We start from the raw sequence: 18,440 nt of genomic DNA, 5'->3' as shown, positions 1-18,440 counted from the left end.
CTTGAATACCTCCATCCCACGCAGGGGACGAAACTCGCTTATGGCTGGATGTGCAAAAGCCAGAAAACCGCGGTGAAAACAACGGGAAACCGTCCCCGTCTGAACCTTATGGGCGCCCTGAATCTGGCCGATATCAGTAAAACGGGGGGACGCGAGTATGACCGTATCGACAGTTAATCATATCGCCGAATTCTTCATTGCCATTCGTGAAACCTATCCGGTCAGTCAGAAGGTGCATATTATCCTTGACGGAGCCGGTTACCATCGGAGTGAGTTGGTGAAAGACTGGGCTTATGTGATGAATGAAAAGGTCAGAAATAAATAACAAACTTCACTCTGTATACCTATACGAGAGCATAAAATCTATGGTCACCAAGATAAAACAACGCGATGGTTATAGACTTATAATCACGAACTCCCTAACATGGGATTAGCGGGGAATAACCCCTATTCAAAAATTGACGCTGTCACAAAACAAAAATTCTACTGCTAATAACCTCCATTAAAAATGGGATGGTTACCATGTTAAGGATTCTATGTCTACTCATTTTCTCGCATTTGAAAAACCAATCGTCGAATTGAATGAAAAAATCGACGCTTTAGTGACCTTTAAAGAAAATAGCCATCTGTCGGATATTAAGATCGACGAGGAAATCAAATTACTTGAGAAGAAATGTCTTTCATTAACGAAAACCATTTTTTCTCAACTTGGCGCTTGGGAAATCGTCCAACTTGCCAGACACCCCATGAGACCTTACACCCTCGACTATGTTTCTTTGATCTTTACTGAGTTTCAAGAGCTAGCGGGTGACCGAGCATTTGCAGATGATAAAGCCCTTGTTGGCGGTTTAGCTCGTCTTGATGACCAACCTGTGATGGTAATAGGGCAGCAAAAAGGCCGTACCACGAAAGAAAAAGTGATGCGCAACTTTGGCATGCCTTCCCCTGAGGGTTATCGCAAAGCATTACGCTTAATGAAAATGGCCGAGCGTTTCCATATACCAGTGGTGACTCTTATTGATTCTGCGGGCGCTTATCCAGGTATTGGTGCTGAAGAGCGGGGACAAGCCGAAGCGATTGCGCGAAACATTATGGAAATGTCTTGCTTAAAAACACCAATCGTCTGTGTGATCACAGGAGAAGGTTGCTCTGGTGGCGCGTTAGCGATAGGGGTTGGCGATCGCATTAATATGTTGGAATACAGTACCTATGCGGCAATTTCACCGGAAGGTTGCGCATCTATTCTTTGGAAAGATGCACAAAAAGCTCAGGTTGCCGCTGAAGCGATGGGAATGACGGCGAAACGACTTAAAGAGCTTGGTATTATCGATACTATTATCCCAGAACCACTTGGTGGTGCTCATCGTGATTATCTGATCGCGGGTGAAAATTTAAAACAACAGCTACTCGCCGATTTGTCAGCATTGAAAAAGCTCGATATTGAAACATTACTGGCGGAACGCTACCAAAAAATAATGGCAATTGGTTATTGTTAAGGAGAACATAAAAAAGTCAGGGGCACTTATGCGGTAACCACCTCTGTTAAATTATGATCCGTTTCTTCACATAATTTTATGCCCGGATACCAATGCTCGAATCGGGCTTTTAAATTATCATTGAGTACCGCTGCGCATGTCTGGAGTTAGTAATGCACACTTTGTTGGCTCCATTGCATCTGCTGCTTTTCACCATGCGTTTAGCGATGACTTCATTGATCGTCGATTCAACAAATGAAGAAGCAATCGGCTCACCATATCGGTACATTTCGCCGTAATTCAGGTGGTGTGATTGCTTACTGCCTTAAATGGAAGAAACCATCACTGAAAGTTTTCTACTCAGGAGAAGATTTTCCAATGACGGCTTAAACAGAATGCAGGTTAATTATTAAGGATGAGCAATAAAGCCAACAGCTTCATACACTTTATCTAGCGTAATCTGAGCGCGGGCTTTTGCCTTCGCTGCACCTTCTGCCATGATTTTGTTCAGCAGGATTTCATCATTACGGAAATAGTGGAAACGCTCTTGTAACTCAGTCAACATACCGGAAACTGCATCAGCAACAGCACTTTTTAAATGACCATACATCTGGCCTTCAAATTCTGCTTCCAGTTCAGGAATGGTTTTGTCAGTAACACCCGCGAGGATATCTAATAAATTGGAAACACCCGGTTTTTGTTCCAGATCATAGCGAACACGAGGAGGTTCTTCTGAATCTGTGACTGCGCGTTTTATCTTTTTAGCGGCTGATTTTGGATCTTCCAACAGAGCGATAACGTTGTTACGGTTATCATCTGACTTGGACATTTTCTTTTCTGGGTCTTGAAGGGCCATAACACGGGCACCACCGGTTGGGATAAACGGCTCTGGTAAAGAGAAGATATTGCCGTAGATGGCATTAAATCGTTGAGCAATATCACGGCTCAATTCAAGATGTTGTTTCTGATCGATACCTACAGGAACCTGATTTGTTTGGTATACCAAAATATCCGCCGCCATCAGTACAGGATAGTCAAACAAGCCTGCATTGATGTTTTCGGCATGACGGGCTGATTTGTCTTTAAACTGAGTCATGCGGCTGAGTTCACCGAAATAGGTATAACAGTTTAGAACCCAGCTTAACTGAGCGTGTTGTGGGACATGAGATTGGACAAAAATAGTACTTTTCTCTGGGTCAATGCCACAAGCCAAGTAGAGAGCTAGTGTATCCAGAGTGCGTTTTCTCAACTCTTTTGAGTCCTGGCGGACTGTAATTGCATGTTGGTCAACAATGCAATAGATGCAGTCATAATCATCCTGCATTTTAACCCACTGACGTAACGCCCCCATATAGTTACCGATGGTTAATTCACCGGAAGGCTGTGCGCCGCTGAATACAATAGGTTTTTGGGAGTTTAGTGTTTCAGATACAGTGGGTTTATTCATTTTATTATGCTTCCTGAAGTTTTAAATATGGGAGTCCAATTATGGATAGCAGATCCGAAAAATTCGTTAATATGCAATCTGGATTGCTTAATGCAATAGATTCACCGTAGTTATATCCATAAGTTAAACCAACACACGGGCAACCAGCCGCTTGTGCTGCTAAAATATCATTACGGGAATCACCGACAAAGAGCAGTTCTTCCTTACGCAGTCCGAATGTACCCATTGTTAAATAAATAGGTGCCGGATGTGGCTTTTTCTCTTTAACATCATCACCACCTAACACTAATGAGAAATATTCACTGATGCCTAAAGAAGCCAGCAGAGGAGCAATGAAAGGTGTTGGTTTATTGGTGATGATACCCATTGGCAAATTGTGTTTTGCCAGTTCAGCCAATGTAGCTTTGACTTCTGGGAACAGTTGACTGCCTGTTGTTACAGTTGTTTCATAGAATCGATCAAATAGCTCACGGGTTTCTTTATGCAGTTGCGCGGTCAATTTGACTCTGGCCCATGTCAACGCCCGTTCGACCATAATGTCTGCACCATTACCTACCCAAGCAGCAACCCGCTCTTTTCCCGCAGCAGGGAGATCTTTGGCTAACAGCGCTTGATCCAGTGCATCAGCTAAACCATCGGCGCTGTCTACCAGTGTGCCGTCCAGATCAAAAGCGATAGCACGAATACCTTTTAATACCTTACTTACCATGAGATACCTTTGACAATTCACTACGCATATTATCAATAACAGTTTTGTAATCAGGCTGACTGAAAATAGCTGAGCCAGCAACAAACATATCTGCCCCCGCGGTTGCTGCCGCGGCAATGTTGCTAGCTTTAATGCCACCGTCTACTTCAAGACGAATATCATAACCGCTTTCATCAATGATTTTACGAACCTGACGCAGTTTCTCTAGTGTTCCAGGGATGAAAGATTGACCACCGAAACCGGGATTTACCGACATCAATAGAATGATATCCAGTTTATCCAAGACATAATCAAGATAACTCAATGGAGTTGCAGGATTGAATACCAAACCAGCTTTACAACCATACTCTTTGATCAGTTGTAAACTGCGGTCAATATGCTCGCTGGTTTCTGGGTGGAAGGTAATGTAAGTTGCTCCTGCTTTGGCAAAATCAGGGATAATGCGGTCAACCGGTTTTACCATCAAATGAACATCGATTGGTGCAGTGATACCATAATCTCTTAGAGCCTGGCAGACCATAGGCCCGATAGTCAGGTTAGGGACATAATGGTTGTCCATCACATCAAAGTGAACAACGTCAGCCCCTGCTGCCAGCACCTTAGCTGTATCTTCACCCAGCCGCGCAAAATTTGCAGATAAAATGGATGGGGCAATCAGAAAGTCTTTCATTATCTTCTCCAAATCGTTTCTATCATCCCTTAATTGCCAGGCAAAAGGGGAGTGGATAAATCAGCGATATAATGCCAAAAGTTCGTCTACCTTACTGCGGGCAAGGATATTCCTGCTGATAGTACGACGTGCTTTGACAATATGAAGTGAAGCCTGATAGTACCATTTTCGCGTCATTGGCGTATCGTGGTTGGATATCAAAACAGGAATTGCACGTTCTGATGATAACTTAAATGCAATATTTGCCAGATTTTCCTGATCTGCAACGTTAAAACTATTGGTGTGATATGCCGTAAAGTTCGCTGTTGCTGACAAAGGAGCATAAGGAGGATCGCAATAGATAACTGAGCCTTTATGTGCTTCGTTCAACGTGTGTTGGTAGTGCTCACAGATAAAAGTCGCATTTTGGGCTTTTTCAGCAAACCAGTGTAATTCTTCTTCGGGAAAGTAGGGTTTTTTATAACGGCCAAAAGGTACGTTAAATTTACCATGAGAATTATAACGACAGAGGCCGTTGTAACAATGGCGATTGAGATAAAGGAATAACACGCTGCGATGGAACGGGTCAGTGCTTTGGTTAAATTGCTCTCGTAACTGATAAAAATGTTCGGCTGTATTGTATTCTTGGGTAAACAGAGGCTGTGTGTGGACGATAAACTCATCAGCCCTGAGTTTTACTGTGTTGTACAGGTTAATCAGGTCACTGTTGATATCAGCGAGGATATAAGAATCGTAGTCTGTGTTCAAAAAGACAGAACCTGCGCCAACAAATGGCTCTATCAGACAACTACCGGCTGGCAGATGACGTTTGATATCATCTACCAACGGGTATTTTCCACCGGCCCATTTTAAGAAAGCGCGTTTTTTTTTCATGCTGTCAATTAATTACTCAATCATTCCAGAGCCGCAGATTGTACTCTGTTTAGGACAGCATATCAGCGCCTAATAAATATTGTTTTATTTTCTTAGGTCTTGTTGCACTTGCTGCATCGTTCTAACCCAAGGTTTTTTCGCCTGAATCTCGGCTGGTAGAGATGAAACGGCCCGTTTGGCTTCAGAAACGGAACGGTAATCACCATGAATTAAAACAAACCAAACTTTTCCATTACGTTTAGTTTCATAAACTTTGTAATGGGTAAGATTATGCTTTTTAGCAAAAGCGGTCAGTGTATCTGAGCGGCTGGCACTACTTAATTGCAAAGTGTAATGGTTTGCCGGGGTTTTTAATTGATCACTACTGGTGCTACTGACCACATTGTTTTTACTGCTAGCATGACTTGTCGATGGTTTTGATTTAGCTGGTGTTTCTGATTTCAGTGGACGGATATTTTCTGATTTCTGCTGTACCACCGGTGGTGGTGTTACTGGCTGTGATTGTTGGGTTTGATTCAGATTCTGTACTGCGTGATTTATATTACTTTGTTGTTGAGTCAGTGCATCAGGAATATTTCCTGATAATTCAATGCGCTGATTTTGGGTTTCGCCATTGTTAGTTTGAAGCTGATGAGGTTGAGTTGAAGTACCACTGACAGGAGGAACATTGATTTCCTGTGGTCTGTTGATTGTCTCTGTAGTGGTATTCTCTGATGTTATGGATTTATTGTCATCGTTGTTGGATGATGAACTTGATAAATCAATATTCTTCTTGGCAACATTTGGCGATTGCTGTTTTTCATGTTCAGTTGGGGCTTTTAAGGCAGAACTGATAGCAATAATCAGCAGTAGCAGCACTAAAATCCCAATGCCAAGCATCATTTGCTGACGTGAAACCGCAAATTTGGGTTTGTTTAATGGCTGACGCGAGCGTGAAGGACGGCGATCTGAGGTATCTGGCCTAAACTCGTTATTTGCTCTTTGTTCATTTTCTGATTTGAATTCGTCCATATGCCCTCCAAACAGAGCCAATACTGCCAATTGCAATTGAAGTCAGTCCGGCAGGCTGACTTAACGAAGATAGAAATTTGTCTGATAGAGTCGTTATTTTATGACATAACAACCAGATGGATGCAAAAAAACATTTAATTTAATGCTATAAGTATACAACTTACTTAAAATTTACACACTTTCATAGTAAACACTGACGGATAGCGTCAAGAACACAGTTGTGTTCAATATCTGAGCGGAGATCAGCTTTACCTATTTTTGTTGGAAGAACCAGTCGTAATTTACCTGCTATAACTTTCTTATCTCGCATCATATGTGGGAGGTAGGCTTCTGGTGGCATGTTTTGTGGCCCGTGTACAGGCAGATTTGCCCGCTCCAACAATCGGATAATACGTTGAATATCCTGTTCAGAGAAATTATCAACAAGTTGAGCTGTTCTTGCTGCCATGACCATTCCGGCGGCAACGGCTTCCCCATGTAACCAGACACCATATCCCATTTCTGTTTCGATGGCGTGACCGAAGGTGTGACCAAGATTCAGTAGGGCACGTAAGCCACTCGATTCTTTCTCATCTGCTGCGACAACTTCAGCTTTCAATTCGCAGCAACGACGGATGCAGTAAGTCATTGCTTGGCTGTCAAGAGCCAGGAGTTTATCCATATTATCTTCAAGCCAGCTAAAAAATACGCTGTCGAGAATGATACCGTACTTGATGACCTCAGCCAGACCGGAAGAGAGTTCGCGGGCTGGAAGCGTTTGCAGGCAATTAAGATCGACCATCACAGAGACTGGTTGATAGAATGCACCTATCATGTTCTTGCCAAGGGGATGGTTTACTGCGGTTTTTCCTCCGACAGAGGAATCAACCTGGGCAAGAAGGGTGGTAGGCATTTGAATAAAATGGACACCACGTTGATAACAGGCAGCGGCAAAACCAGTTAAATCACCGATTACGCCGCCACCGAGAGCGATAAGCGTTGTGTCCCGGCTATGGTTATTTTCCAGCAAGGCAGAAAATACGTCATTTAATACAGAAAGAGATTTGTACTGTTCACCATCAGGTAGAACCACTTCATCTACCCGAATCCCGGTTTGCTGCAAGGTGGCTTTTACTTTTGCCAAATACAGCGGAGCTAGGGTTTGATTCGTCACCAGCATAACTTGCTGGCCTGCTTTCAATGGTGCAAAAGCAGAAGGATCGTCAAATAGCCCTTTTGCAATGGTAATTGGGTAACTACGTTCCCCTAAAGTGACAGTGATCTTTTCCATAAGCAGCCTTCGCCTTAATTATTTATCGCTGTACAGACTTGCTTGAATCAGTTTTTTTCCAGTAACTCAATGATTTGGTTAGCGACAACTTTAGCGCTCTGTTCATCGGTACGGATAGTGACATCAGCAATTTCCTCATACAGAGGATTACGTTCGTTTGCTAAATTTTCTAAAACTTCACGTGCTGGTGCATCAACTTGAAGTAAAGGACGTTTTTTATCGCGCTGAGTGCGTGCTAACTGTTTTTCAATGGTGGTTTCCAAGTAGACCACGACCCCACGGGCAGACAGACGATTACGGGTTTCTCTGGATTTCACAGAACCTCCGCCAGTCGCCAGTACAATGCCTTGTTTTTCAGTGAGTTCGTTAATCACTTTTTCTTCGCGTTCGCGGAAGCCTTCTTCGCCTTCCACATCGAATACCCAGCCCACGTCAGCTCCGGTACGTCGCTCAATTTCTTGATCGGAGTCGTAAAACTCCATATTGAGTTGCTGAGCTAACTGACGACCAATAGTGCTTTTGCCGGCACCCATAGGCCCAACCAGAAAGATATTACGTTTCTCTGCCATGTTTTTGGTATTACTAAGACTATTCGTTAATGATAACCCGCCCCGCTAATCAAAATCAGCAGCGGGACCTAAACTGAAACCTCATGAGCGGTAATGTGAGATCAGATAACAAAATTATCTCAGTACATCAGCCAGTTTTGCAACTATATAAATCAACGACGAGCTTTTTGTGACGGAAGCTCTGGTTTCATTGGCTGATTATTGTGATGTTAAACCCGACCACTCAATTAGTTAACTCTTGTATGCTAAATCGGACTCAGCGTCAAATCTATAAACAGGATTAGTTGGAAAAATCTGCGCATCATCATACGGAACAGTTAAATTTTTTATATCCAACTCACTGATATAACGGTTATATTTTTATTTTTGATCAAATGTCCATCAATTGAGGTGTAATAAATATGACTAACTCACGTCGGCTGTGTTTATGACCTTTTTGGTTGAATAATGAGCCGATTAGTGGGATGTCCGATAGATAAGGGACCTTCTGGGTTTGCTCGCCTTTTTTCTGTTGAAAAATTCCACCGAGAATAAGTGTTTCACCATTTTTTACAGTAACTTGAGTTATTATTTCCTGTTTGTCGATGGTTAAATTCTCACCTCCTCCTTGACTTATTGAGATCCCTGGCATGTTTTGACTGATTTTCAGAGAGAGCCTGATTTTGTTTTTTCTCAGTATATGGGGTGTGACTTCCATTCCTAGTACGGCTTCTTTAAATTGCACGGTACTTTTCTCTTTTTCTTGGCTGATGTAAGGAATATCAGAGCCTTGCTTGATGCTGGCTAACTGTTGATGAGAGGCGGTTAGTCTTGGGCTAGCGATAATATCTAGTTGGTTTTCTTGTTCTAAGGCACTGAGCTCCATTTCCAGCAAACTGGTGTGAATGCGGGCAATATTGAACGCAAATCGATGCATGTTATCGCTGGCTGCTTGGTTGATATTGAGTCGGTTTATACCAGTTGATGTATTAATCTGCTCTCCTATCGGCATACCCCAGTAAATGCCGAGTTCATGTAATGCTTCTCGGCTACTGGTCACGATATGTGCAGTAATCTGCACTTGCTGCTGTGGTGTATCTATCTCTTTCAACCAGCTTTTTATCTGTGCGATGGCGATGGGGGTATCCTGTAAAATTAAACTGTTAGTTTCAGGATCAAAATCAACTTTACCTTCTTTTGTTATCAGTGCGGGCGTATTTTGCCTGAGATTCATGGCGATTCTTTCTGCATCTGCATATTGTAATACGGTTGAGAGGGACTGAATTTCGGTCTCATTGACTGATTGATCAAATAACTCAACCGATTGCTCTTCTGTCTCTATCATCGGGGGAGTAAAAGGATTTCTTATTTCTGCAACAACAATAGCGGGCAGAAAAAGGATAAACAGAATAAATTTTTTAGTCATAAAATTCCTCATGTGAGGTTTCTGACAGGGTGATTTTGACGTTTAGGGATTCACCTGATGGTGAAATGGAAAGCTGTTTAATCAGCAGCGGTGGATATAACGCTTGTAACGCCTCAAGAAAACTTAGCATCTGTTCGTAGTTCAAATAAATTGTGATTTGCCAGAGCGTTTTTTCCCCTTCTTTTTTACGTTGCCACTCAAGAACTTGTGCGCCAGAGTTTATCAATGGCTGTTGTAATTGTTTTATTGCGGTAATTTTTACCTCATTTTGTCGCGGCTTACTGAGTCCATTTTCTATTTGGTTGATGTGTTGTTGTATATCTTCCAATAGCGGTAGCTGATTTAGTCGTTCATTAGCTGCTTTGGTATTGATTTGTTGAGCTGCTATTTTTTGTGTCAGGCTACTTCGCTGTTCAGCTCTTTCTTGCCAGAAGAAGAGATAAAACAGAATCAGAAATGGCATGATAATAGCTTGCTGCCAGATAAAGAGCAGCCAGGTTGGTTTGGCAAACCACCATAGATAGTCACTTTTTATCATCGGATATCTCCGTCTGCCAGTTAGCGTCAATAATAAATTGTCTAATTTGTTGTTCGGTAGTGGTCATCTTTTTTAGTTGAATTTCAGACAATTGCCCGTTGTTTTCAAGATTATCCAGCAGAGACGTCATACTGGAATAATCCAGACTATTAGCAACCAGTTTTAATTGACCTGCCTGATCATCGAAAGCGGTTAACCAACTTCCTTCCGGTAATAATTCAGGTAATTCATTGAATAATTGCCAATGTTGTTGGTTCTGTTTCAGCCACGTTTGTTGTTGTTTTAATTTATAGGCCAGTTTGTTGTGAAGATTAACCGCCTCCTCTGTCTGAGTTATCTGTTGTTGCAAATATAATTGTTGCTGGTTGAGTTGCTGCCATTGTCTTTGATACTGGTTAATCGTTTCCTGTTGTTTTAATAACATCCAGACGAGCATTGTCAGCCACAATATCAATTGCAATAAGAGAAGAATCGCCCACCAACGATAACGATGTTTTAGCCGGGTTTGGCGCCAAGGTAGAAAATTAACCTGATACATCGTTACTTATCATCCGGTCTGAGTGCTAAACCACCAGCTATCACATATTTCATCAGTTGGATTGGCAGTGGTGGTTGATAGTGACGAAATGCTGTCAACATATCCCAAGAGTAAGTTCCTTCAGGTAGGGCTTCTTGTTGGTAGCTACTGTAGTAAACAGGCTGTTCAGCCATAGATGAAGTAAATAATTGACGGATAATCTGCTGTGGAGAAACAGCCGTATTTGCTGATACTAGATCATAAGCGAAGGGGACATTGGCAGGAGATACCCATAGCCAGCCAGATTGTTGCCTGTGTAACAGCCAACTATCAGCGGGAACGCCAGCATATTGCGCTATATAGCGTAGGGCACAGGGGGCAATATCAATGGCGTCTGGAAATATTCCTGCTTGTGCAAGACATTGTAGCCAGAGGTTGAGATCTTTCTGGCGAGCGGCGCTGATGTAGGCGTTTTGTTCAATAATACGGTAATCCAGCGCTAGTTCTCGGGTGTTAAAGGGAAATTGTTTCTCGGCACTGGCGTTGATAAACCAGCCTTGTTCCGGCTCTTTAAGATTGATATCTGGAGGTAAAATCAGACTCTTCTGCAATGTTTGTTGTACAGGTAGGGCGAGTCTGAAACTGATTTTTTTAGGTAATTCTTGGCGCCATTGATTTAAAATATCACATAATATTTCTGGCCGTTGTAAACGGCCCTCTGGCATGACCGCGTCAGATAAAAGATATTGCCAGCAGTGGCGAAGCTGCCAGCCATCTCGGCGTTTTATAGCTGCGACGGCGCGAAGGATGCCATTTTGGATGTCCAATCCGACATACCATTTTGGTGAATACATAACTATCGATCTCCATATCAGTAATTTTAATAAAAGACCATATTCAAGGTGCTGTGTAACCTTTATACTACGCGCCGATTGTTTATAAACCACCCGACTAACATGGCATGGGAAATTTCAGGTGAAGTTCGTAAAGTATTTTCTAGTCTTTGTCGTGAGTTGCATTTTTCTGGGAACAGCCTCGATTTTTGGTATGTACAAATATATCGAGCCTCAGTTACCTGATGTGGCGACATTAAAGGATGTTCGATTACAGACACCAATGCAGGTGTTCAGTGCAGATGGCGAGCTTATTGCCCAATATGGTGAAAAACGCCGTATGCCTCTTGAGCTGTCCGAAATTCCATCCATTATGGTGAAGGCGTTCATTGCAACGGAGGACAGCCGTTTTTATGAACATCACGGGGTTGATCCTGTAGGGATTATCCGGGCAGCCTCTGTCGCGATGAGTTCAGGTCATGCATCACAAGGGGCAAGTACCATTACTCAGCAACTGGCGAGAAATTTCTTTCTCACTCCTGAGAAGACGTTGATGCGTAAAATCAAGGAAGCTTTTCTGGCCATCAGGATTGAGCAATTGCTGAATAAAGATGAGATCCTCGAACTCTATCTCAATAAAATTTACCTTGGTTACCGGGCTTATGGTGTTGGGGCTGCGGCTCAAGTTTATTTTGGTAAGAGTGTCAATGAGTTGACACTGAGTGAAATAGCCATGATTGCTGGTTTGCCAAAGGCACCTTCTACGTTTAACCCGCTTTATTCTTATGGCCGAGCGATTAACCGCCGTAATGTGGTTCTGAGCCGTATGCTCAATGAGGGCTATATTACTCAGCAGCAATATAATCAAGCTAGAAGTGAAAAGTTGGTTGCTAATTACCATGCACCTCAGATTGCTTTCTCTGCGCCCTATTTGTCCGAGATGGTGCGTCAGGAGATGATTGAGCGTTATGGTGAGAATGCTTATACCGACGGTTATAAAGTTTATACCACGATTACCCGTAAGCTTCAGTTAGCTGCCGTGGATGCGGTTCGTAATAACCTCATTGATTATGATGTGCGTCATGGCTACCGTGGGGCGCAGGAAGTTTTGTGGAAAGTGGGCGAACCTGCTTGGGATCGAGAACAGATTGTCAAGAAGCTTAAGACTTTACCAAATTATGGGTCGTTAATGCCGGCAGTAGTGACCAAAGCGGGTAGTGATCAGGCGATAGTGATGTTGCCTGATGGCAGCAGTGTAGAATTGTCCATAGCGGGTGTCCGTTGGGCCAGAAAGTTCAAATCTGATAGTGCTCAGGGTGCGATTCCTCGTAGTGTGAATGAAGTGGTTCAAGTTGGTGAACAGGTTTGGGTTCGGAAAGTAAAGGATATTTGGTGGTTGGCACAAGTGCCGGAAGCTAATGCTGCTTTGGTCTCTATTGATCCGAATGATGGTGCTGTGAAGGCGCTGGTTGGTGGGTTTGATTTCAACTTGAGTAAATTTAACCGTGTCACTCAGTCATTACGTCAAATTGGTTCTAATATTAAACCATTTCTCTATACCGCAGCGATGGATAAAGGGCTGACATTGGCTTCACTGCTGAATGACTTACCAATTAGCCGTTGGGATGCAGGAGCCGGTACTGATTGGCGCCCGAAAAACTCACCACCGACTTATGTTGGGCCAATCCGTTTGCGTCAGGGATTAGGGCAATCGAAGAACGTCGTGATGGTTCGAGCAATGCGAGCAATGGGAGTCGATTATGCCGCTGATTACCTGCAACGGTTTGGTTTCCCGGCACAAAATATAGTACGAACGGAATCTCTGGCTTTGGGCTCGCCATCATTCACACCAATGCAAATGGTACGAGGGTATTCTGTTATGTCCAATGGTGGCTATCTGATCGATCCTTACTTTATTACTAAGATTGAAAACGAAGATGGCGATGTTCTCTTTGAGGCTAAACCTAAAATTGCATGTCCGCAGTGCGATATTCCAGTAATTTATGGGGATACGGTACGTTCAATCGAACTGTCTGAAAACTCGATTGAGAATGTTGCTCAATCTCATGTCAGCCAACAAGAGATATTGCCGTTACCTGAATTGGAAAGAGCTCCGGTAATTGATAGCCGTGAAGGTGCGCAAGAATATGCTCCTCATGTTATCAGTACTCAGTTGGCATTTTTGATCCATGATGCTTTGAATAGCAATATCTTTGGTGAGCCGGGTTGGTCAGGTACGGGTTGGCGTGCTTCACGCGATCTGAAACGTCGTGATATTGGTGGCAAAACTGGGACAACTAATAGTTCAAAAGATGCTTGGTTCTCAGGTTATGGGCCAGATATTGTCACGACGGTTTGGATTGGTTTTGATGACCATCGTAGAAGCCTTGGCCGTACAGCAGCCAGTGGCGGTGAGGCGGGTGCTAAGAGTGCACAGCCAATTTGGGATGATTTTATGAAAATTGCGCTGGAGGGGGTTCCTGAAAAAGAAGTTACACCTCCTCCGGGGATTGTTTCTGCCGTGATAGATCGTAAAACAGGTAAACTTGCTGGTGGCGGCGGAGATACCCGTAGTGAATACTTCATTGACGGCACTCAACCTACAGAGAGTGCGGTGCAAGAAGTTGGCACAACTTTAATTGAGAATGGTGAAAGTCAGGAGTTATTCTGATGATAAAACAGGCACAACGAAGCGCTGTTGTGCCTGTGAACTTCAACGGTGTGTTAAGTATCTTTGTGCCAGAAATAGGGCGCAGACATTGCGTGCTTCGTTGAAATCAGCGTGATCCAGTAATGACATCATATCTGCTATCGGCCAACGTATTTGTGGTAGTGGTTCAGGTTCGTCCCCTTCCAGGCTTTCTGGATAGAGATTTTCGGCAATAACAATGTTCATTTTGCTGGAAAAATAGGATGGGGCCATAGTGAGTTTGGCTAATTGTTCTATTTTTCTGGCACCAAAGCTGACTTCTTCTTTTAACTCACGGTTAGCTGCTTCGAAGATACTTTCCCCAGGGTCAATCGCGCCTTTAGGAAAGCCCAATTCGTACTGTTCAATGCCGACTGCATACTCACGAATAAGTAGCAATTCATCCCCAATGACCGGGATTATCAGAACAGCTTCCCGATTGGCCGGACGCATCCGTTCATAAACGCGTTTTACGCCGTTACTAAATTCGAGATCAACTGACTGAATATGAAATAAACGTGAATGGGCAATGTCCTCTATGTTTAGGATTTTAGGGTTTTTCAGGTCATTCATAATTGCCCCTGATGATTTAATATTGGTTGAGTTGAGTGCCTGTGCATTATTACGTCATAAATTATTTCATTAACCTTAGATTTTATGATGAAATTAGGTACACTCCATAGCTTGACTAAATATGGCCGATTATTTTGATAAATGATAGTGATTATCGCTGGTTATTGTTGTTACTGTTATCTTTATTCTCTTTGGAAATAGATCTATGTTGTATATAGTTTAGTGCGTTATTATGTAACTCATTGTAAAATAAATTAAAAAAATAAATAGAAATAACCTAATTCAGAACTTAACGTGTAGTTGCTAATTTGCAAACAACAATAGCAAGATTGTCATAGGTATAGGGATAAAATGAGTGTAACAGTCGTTATATTGGCTATCTTGATAATTAGCCTGGTTGTCATGGCTTCCTTTCTGATTTTCAAATGGAAGCTACATGATAGCGCCCGTTATCTGCCTTCTGTTGCTGAACCAACTTATCGTAAACTTAATGCTGATGAATACCAGGCTATTGAATGTTATTTGAATCGAGTGTTGCCGCCAGTTGTAACAGACCGTATTAATAAAACAAGTTGGCCAATTCTGATGGGTAAAAATGATATGGTTTATACTATCTGTCATTCCATTACCCGGTTTTCTGTTGCCTCAGATGAACGACATAGCTGGCGTTATTATATTGATATGGCAGAAATTCATTTGCCGTTTTTCCTTGAGCCTTTTATTAAACAGCAGAATATTATTGATGTTGTTCACACTGCGACAATACCACTGGTTGTTTCGATTAATGGTCACTTTCTGAAAGATTTTCAACAGGATTTTCCTTCTGCTCCGGTAATCTCAGATATATCTCATCAGCAGGCATCGATCCAAAAAAATGGTGAAACCAGCGTAAAGTTACAAAATATTCGTAAAGAGACATTGGAGGAATACCGGTTGAATCACTCATCGGGTATTTGGGAGGGGGGATTTTTGTGTTTCGGATTTTTCATTTGGTTTCTTGCGTTACTTTCACCGGCACTGCTTTTGCCGTGGCTGATGTTGATTGCAGGTAGTTTAGTCGTTGTCAGTTTTTGGCCATTACTTTGCCCACTTTCAATATGCAGGCGCCAGGATATTCACTGTCTTACCGGTATACCAAAACGATGGGGATTATTTGGCGAATTTGAACAAGGACAAATGAGTAATATTTCTCTTGGTGGGATTGATTTAATCTATCCTCCTCATTGGGAGCCCTATGTTGCTCACTATTTTGATCAGAAAACCAATATTGATATTTACACTAACGGTCAGGTAGTCAGGCAAGGGCATTATCTCTCTTTGCATGATGAAGAGAAAAATTACCCTTATCGTCGTTATGGAAAAAATCTCATGATGATCGTTAGCTGCTTGCTTATTATGTTACTACTCTATTTTTATCAGCCGGTTAGTGTACCGATGAAACTCAGTTTTGCTTGGTTGCGTGGCAGCATCACAAAAGTTATCACTGACGTTGATATGATAGAAGGGATGGAATTGCGAGTTGGGGATATCCTAAAAGCAAAAGGGATTGGTATGTGTTATATGCCCCCAAACAATATGAACGGTAAAGGCGACACCTATTTTTCTCCGTTAGATTGTTCGGGGATATATTGGAATAGGGTTAATCCACTGCCAATACCAGAATCAGAAATTATAGAAAATGCAGCTAAACTGATCGCGACTGTTAATAAACAATTACGTTTACAGGAAAATGACGATGTAATAAATCCAGACCTTACTCAGGAGATTTTCAAATCTAGTATGATCTTATTGGAAGATTTCTCTGATATTGTATTGAAAACTAAAAAACTATGTGAAAAAGAAACAGACTGTTTACGATTGAAAAATGCTTTGGTTAACCTGGGTAGTGCTATTGATTGGCTAACTTTGTTAAAGAATGCAGAAAGTGGCAAACTGGATGGCATTCATGTTTTATTGCGCCCGGCAGGTGCTGAAGCTTTAGGGAAATTGGTTGATGCGACGACATCATCATTTATCTACCGGGAAATAGATAAAGTTGCAATGCTGCTTAATAGCCCTTCTCCTGGCGGTGTTCTACTTATCAGTGATGAAGGCAAACAACTGGTTGAATATATAACGCCAGCCATCATCTCTTATGACCATAGTGTGTTGGAAGATCATAGTGCGTTGGAACAATGGCGTGAGTTACAGCGGTTATCGGATATGGTATTGCAAACACCCTTTGAGACAACGGGAATTGTCATGGAATTGTCCGTAGATAGTAATGGAACCCGCCGGATTGTGCTGCATAGTGAACTAGATACCATGACACTTGCTCGTTGTATTGGTACCACTATTTTATTCTTGGCTCTTTTTACGACCTTAATCATTAATTTTGTGCTGGTTATTAAGAAAAATCGGCAGAATAAACAACGTATAAACAAAATCAGTCAATATTACGATAACTGTTTTAATACACTTTTTCCGCCTACGCATTGGCGATAATCGACAATGGCATGTTAGGATTTATTTTATTTGCCGAAGCTGATAGTGAGAGGAAAAATGAAGGGTAATTCAGACTCCGATCAAGCTGTCCGTCTGGATAAGTGGCTGTGGGCGGCTCGTTTTTATAAAACACGGGCTATTGCACGGGAAATGATAGACGGTGGTAAAGTTCACTATAATGGTCAAAGAAGTAAACCGAGTAAATTGGTTGAACTAGGGGCTGCAATTAAACTGCGTCAGGGTAATGATGAACGTATAGTTGAAGTTCTTGCACTAAGCAATCATCGGCGCGGTGCGCCGGAGGCGCAACAACTTTACCAAGAGACGGAAGCGAGTATTACTAACCGGGAAAAAATGGCAATTGCTCGAAAAATGAATGCATTAACTATGCCTCATCCTGATCGCCGGCCGGATAAAAAAGAAAGACGCACGCTGATTAAGTTTAAAAACGATAAATTAAGTGGGCAGGAATAACCTGCTCGAATGAGAGAGAGATATGTTTAAACAAGACCAATTACACCGCTTTTTATTTGAGAATTATTCTGTACGTGGTGAGCTGGTTTTAGCCAGTGAGACTTACCAGAATGTTTTGGATAATCATGATTACCCGCAGCCGGTACAGCAATTATTGGGAGAACTGTTGGTAACAACTAGTCTATTAACTGCAACCCTGAAATTTGATGGCGATATTACGGTTCAGATTCAGGGAGATGGCCCGGTCAAATTAGCCGTTATTAATGGTAATCATCAGCAACAAATGCGTGGTCTCGCTCGTATTGATGGATTAGTGACTGAAAATAGCAGCTTGAAACAGATGGTGGGTACAGGCTATATGGTTATTACCATTACACCGACTCATGGTAAGCGTTATCAGGGAGTGGTTGCGTTGGAAGGTGAAACACTGGCGGATTGCCTTGATGATTATTTCAGACAGTCTGAACAGCTACCCACTCGTCTATTTATCCGTACAGGCATTCAGGATGGAAGAGTTGCTGCTGGTGGTATGTTGTTACAAATTCTGCCAACAGCGGAGCAGGGGAGTGCAGAAGCTTTTGATCATCTGGTGCAACTTACCGCAACCATTAAAGGTGAAGAGTTATTTTCATTGGAAGTTAAGGAGATCTTGCACCGCCTTTATCATGAGGAGGATGTCATATTATATGAACCACAAGCGGTTGAATTCCGTTGTACTTGTTCTCGCCAACGTTATGCTGACACATTAGTCACACTTTCCGATGAGGATGTTAATCATATTTTGCAGAAAGATGGCGCCATTGATATGGCGTGTGAGTATTGTGGCACGCACCATATTTTTGATGCTGATGATCTTGCTGCAATCAGAACAGAAAAAAAGAATCAGCTCCATTGATATTCTAT

Annotated in this window: 18 protein-coding genes and 2 pseudogenes; 7 read left to right on the top strand and 13 right to left on the bottom strand. The window is 42.4% G+C overall.

Going from position 1 to position 18,440, the window contains the following annotated elements:
- Together LGZ98_RS13815 and accA are read left to right on the top strand one after the other, a co-directional pair.
- Positions 1 to 304: pseudogene (locus LGZ98_RS13815) on the top strand (transposase); the annotation flags it as partial.
- A gap of 232 nt (positions 305 to 536) precedes the next feature.
- The gene (gene accA, locus LGZ98_RS13810; RefSeq protein WP_113042766.1) at positions 537 to 1,496 is read left to right on the top strand and encodes an acetyl-CoA carboxylase carboxyl transferase subunit alpha; all 960 of its coding nucleotides are present in this window, start codon (positions 537 to 539) and stop codon (positions 1,494 to 1,496) included.
- A gap of 26 nt (positions 1,497 to 1,522) precedes the next feature.
- Here accA and LGZ98_RS13805 read toward each other — a convergent pair.
- Positions 1,523 to 1,776, bottom strand: a pseudogene (locus tag LGZ98_RS13805) (ISKra4 family transposase); the annotation flags it as partial.
- On the opposite strand from LGZ98_RS13805, the gene LGZ98_RS13800 reads away from it, so the two are divergent.
- Positions 1,731 to 1,865: a hypothetical protein gene (locus LGZ98_RS13800; RefSeq protein ID WP_262405155.1), complete on the top strand. Its 135-nt coding sequence runs from the start codon at positions 1,731 to 1,733 to the stop codon at positions 1,863 to 1,865. The pseudogene LGZ98_RS13805 and the gene LGZ98_RS13800 overlap by 46 nt on opposite strands.
- Positions 1,866 to 1,884: 19 nt before the next feature.
- Here LGZ98_RS13800 and trpS read toward each other — a convergent pair whose 3' ends face one another.
- The 11 genes from trpS to pilM form a co-directional block, all read right to left on the bottom strand.
- Positions 1,885 to 2,922: a tryptophan--tRNA ligase gene (gene trpS / locus LGZ98_RS13795; RefSeq protein ID WP_113042768.1), complete on the bottom strand. Its 1,038-nt coding sequence runs from the start codon at positions 2,920 to 2,922 to the stop codon at positions 1,885 to 1,887.
- 4 nt (positions 2,923 to 2,926) lie between these two features.
- The gene (locus LGZ98_RS13790) at positions 2,927 to 3,631 is read right to left on the bottom strand and encodes a phosphoglycolate phosphatase (RefSeq protein ID WP_113042770.1); all 705 of its coding nucleotides are present in this window, start codon (positions 3,629 to 3,631) and stop codon (positions 2,927 to 2,929) included.
- Positions 3,621 to 4,301 carry a ribulose-phosphate 3-epimerase gene (gene rpe / locus LGZ98_RS13785; RefSeq protein WP_113042772.1) on the bottom strand — a complete coding sequence of 227 codons (681 nt, stop codon included), beginning with the start codon at positions 4,299 to 4,301 and terminating at the stop codon, positions 3,621 to 3,623. The genes LGZ98_RS13790 and rpe overlap by 11 nt, the downstream gene beginning before the upstream one ends.
- Positions 4,302 to 4,361: 60 nt before the next feature.
- Positions 4,362 to 5,174, bottom strand: a complete 813-nt coding sequence (dam, locus tag LGZ98_RS13780) for an adenine-specific DNA-methyltransferase (RefSeq protein WP_112878414.1) — start codon at positions 5,172 to 5,174, stop codon at positions 4,362 to 4,364.
- An 84-nt stretch (positions 5,175 to 5,258) separates the two neighbouring features.
- Positions 5,259 to 6,185 carry an SPOR domain-containing protein gene (locus LGZ98_RS13775; RefSeq protein WP_113042773.1) on the bottom strand — a complete coding sequence of 309 codons (927 nt, stop codon included), beginning with the start codon at positions 6,183 to 6,185 and terminating at the stop codon, positions 5,259 to 5,261.
- 181 nt (positions 6,186 to 6,366) lie between these two features.
- On the bottom strand, positions 6,367 to 7,455 hold the full coding sequence (gene aroB, locus LGZ98_RS13770; RefSeq protein WP_113042775.1) for a 3-dehydroquinate synthase: 1,089 nt from the start codon (positions 7,453 to 7,455) through the stop codon (positions 6,367 to 6,369).
- Positions 7,456 to 7,502: 47 nt separating this feature from the next.
- The gene (gene aroK / locus LGZ98_RS13765) at positions 7,503 to 8,024 is read right to left on the bottom strand and encodes a shikimate kinase AroK (protein WP_011144496.1); all 522 of its coding nucleotides are present in this window, start codon (positions 8,022 to 8,024) and stop codon (positions 7,503 to 7,505) included.
- A gap of 370 nt (positions 8,025 to 8,394) precedes the next feature.
- Positions 8,395 to 9,429, bottom strand: coding sequence for a type IV pilus secretin PilQ (pilQ, locus tag LGZ98_RS13760; RefSeq protein ID WP_113042777.1), 1,035 nt, complete (start codon positions 9,427 to 9,429; stop codon positions 8,395 to 8,397).
- Complete coding sequence (locus LGZ98_RS13755) at positions 9,422 to 9,967, bottom strand: hypothetical protein (protein ID WP_113042779.1); 546 nt, start codon at positions 9,965 to 9,967, stop codon at positions 9,422 to 9,424. Before LGZ98_RS13755 ends, pilQ begins: the two co-directional genes overlap by 8 nt.
- Positions 9,954 to 10,505 carry a PilN domain-containing protein gene (locus tag LGZ98_RS13750; RefSeq protein ID WP_113042781.1) on the bottom strand — a complete coding sequence of 184 codons (552 nt, stop codon included), beginning with the start codon at positions 10,503 to 10,505 and terminating at the stop codon, positions 9,954 to 9,956. The genes LGZ98_RS13755 and LGZ98_RS13750 overlap by 14 nt, the downstream gene beginning before the upstream one ends.
- Positions 10,506 to 10,507: 2 nt before the next feature.
- Positions 10,508 to 11,338: a pilus assembly protein PilM gene (gene pilM, locus LGZ98_RS13745; protein WP_113042783.1), complete on the bottom strand. Its 831-nt coding sequence runs from the start codon at positions 11,336 to 11,338 to the stop codon at positions 10,508 to 10,510.
- Positions 11,339 to 11,459: 121 nt separating this feature from the next.
- On the opposite strand from pilM, the gene mrcA reads away from it, so the two are divergent.
- Positions 11,460 to 13,988 (top strand): peptidoglycan glycosyltransferase/peptidoglycan DD-transpeptidase MrcA, encoded by a 2,529-nt coding sequence (mrcA, locus tag LGZ98_RS13740; RefSeq protein WP_113042785.1) that lies wholly within the window; start codon positions 11,460 to 11,462, stop codon positions 13,986 to 13,988.
- 42 nt (positions 13,989 to 14,030) lie between these two features.
- On the opposite strand, the gene nudE is transcribed toward mrcA, so the two are convergent.
- Positions 14,031 to 14,579: an ADP compounds hydrolase NudE gene (nudE, locus tag LGZ98_RS13735; RefSeq protein WP_113042787.1), complete on the bottom strand. Its 549-nt coding sequence runs from the start codon at positions 14,577 to 14,579 to the stop codon at positions 14,031 to 14,033.
- Positions 14,580 to 14,930: 351 nt separating this feature from the next.
- On the opposite strand from nudE, the gene LGZ98_RS13730 reads away from it, so the two are divergent.
- From LGZ98_RS13730 to hslO, 3 genes are read left to right on the top strand one after another with little or no spacing between them, the layout of a single operon-like run.
- Positions 14,931 to 17,063: an intracellular growth attenuator family protein gene (locus tag LGZ98_RS13730; RefSeq protein ID WP_113042789.1), complete on the top strand. Its 2,133-nt coding sequence runs from the start codon at positions 14,931 to 14,933 to the stop codon at positions 17,061 to 17,063.
- 57 nt (positions 17,064 to 17,120) lie between these two features.
- Entirely contained in the window at positions 17,121 to 17,537 is a 417-nt protein-coding gene (gene hslR / locus LGZ98_RS13725; RefSeq protein ID WP_113042791.1) for a ribosome-associated heat shock protein Hsp15, read from the top strand.
- A 22-nt stretch (positions 17,538 to 17,559) separates the two neighbouring features.
- Positions 17,560 to 18,432, top strand: coding sequence for an Hsp33 family molecular chaperone HslO (gene hslO, locus LGZ98_RS13720; RefSeq protein WP_113042793.1), 873 nt, complete (start codon positions 17,560 to 17,562; stop codon positions 18,430 to 18,432).
- The last annotated feature ends 8 nt before the right edge of the window (positions 18,433 to 18,440 follow it).

The organism is Photorhabdus kayaii (assembly GCF_025384895.1).
Classification (GTDB): domain Bacteria; phylum Pseudomonadota; class Gammaproteobacteria; order Enterobacterales; family Enterobacteriaceae; genus Photorhabdus; species Photorhabdus kayaii.
This window is presented reverse-complemented; position numbering and strand designations above follow the sequence as displayed.

Excerpts from the sequence above, each read along its gene's own strand:
- trpS (WP_113042768.1), bottom strand. The coding sequence starts at position 2,922 with ATGAATAAACCCACTGTATCTGAAACACTAAACTCCCAAAAACCTATT.
- rpe (WP_113042772.1), bottom strand. The coding sequence starts at position 4,301 with ATGAAAGACTTTCTGATTGCCCCATCCATTTTATCTGCAAATTTTGCG.
- LGZ98_RS13800 (WP_262405155.1), top strand. The coding sequence starts at position 1,731 with ATGAAGAAGCAATCGGCTCACCATATCGGTACATTTCGCCGTAATTCA.
- LGZ98_RS13775 (WP_113042773.1), bottom strand. The coding sequence starts at position 6,185 with ATGGACGAATTCAAATCAGAAAATGAACAAAGAGCAAATAACGAGTTT.
- dam (WP_112878414.1), bottom strand. The coding sequence starts at position 5,174 with ATGAAAAAAAAACGCGCTTTCTTAAAATGGGCCGGTGGAAAATACCCG.
- hslR (WP_113042791.1), top strand. The coding sequence starts at position 17,121 with ATGAAGGGTAATTCAGACTCCGATCAAGCTGTCCGTCTGGATAAGTGG.
- LGZ98_RS13790 (WP_113042770.1), bottom strand. The coding sequence starts at position 3,631 with ATGGTAAGTAAGGTATTAAAAGGTATTCGTGCTATCGCTTTTGATCTG.
- LGZ98_RS13755 (WP_113042779.1), bottom strand. The coding sequence starts at position 9,967 with ATGATAAAAAGTGACTATCTATGGTGGTTTGCCAAACCAACCTGGCTG.
- nudE (WP_113042787.1), bottom strand. The coding sequence starts at position 14,579 with ATGAATGACCTGAAAAACCCTAAAATCCTAAACATAGAGGACATTGCC.
- aroK (WP_011144496.1), bottom strand. The coding sequence starts at position 8,024 with ATGGCAGAGAAACGTAATATCTTTCTGGTTGGGCCTATGGGTGCCGGC.
- hslO (WP_113042793.1), top strand. The coding sequence starts at position 17,560 with ATGTTTAAACAAGACCAATTACACCGCTTTTTATTTGAGAATTATTCT.
- accA (WP_113042766.1), top strand. The coding sequence starts at position 537 with ATGTCTACTCATTTTCTCGCATTTGAAAAACCAATCGTCGAATTGAAT.
- aroB (WP_113042775.1), bottom strand. The coding sequence starts at position 7,455 with ATGGAAAAGATCACTGTCACTTTAGGGGAACGTAGTTACCCAATTACC.
- pilQ (WP_113042777.1), bottom strand. The coding sequence starts at position 9,429 with ATGACTAAAAAATTTATTCTGTTTATCCTTTTTCTGCCCGCTATTGTT.
- LGZ98_RS13730 (WP_113042789.1), top strand. The coding sequence starts at position 14,931 with ATGAGTGTAACAGTCGTTATATTGGCTATCTTGATAATTAGCCTGGTT.
- pilM (WP_113042783.1), bottom strand. The coding sequence starts at position 11,338 with ATGTATTCACCAAAATGGTATGTCGGATTGGACATCCAAAATGGCATC.
- LGZ98_RS13750 (WP_113042781.1), bottom strand. The coding sequence starts at position 10,505 with ATGTATCAGGTTAATTTTCTACCTTGGCGCCAAACCCGGCTAAAACAT.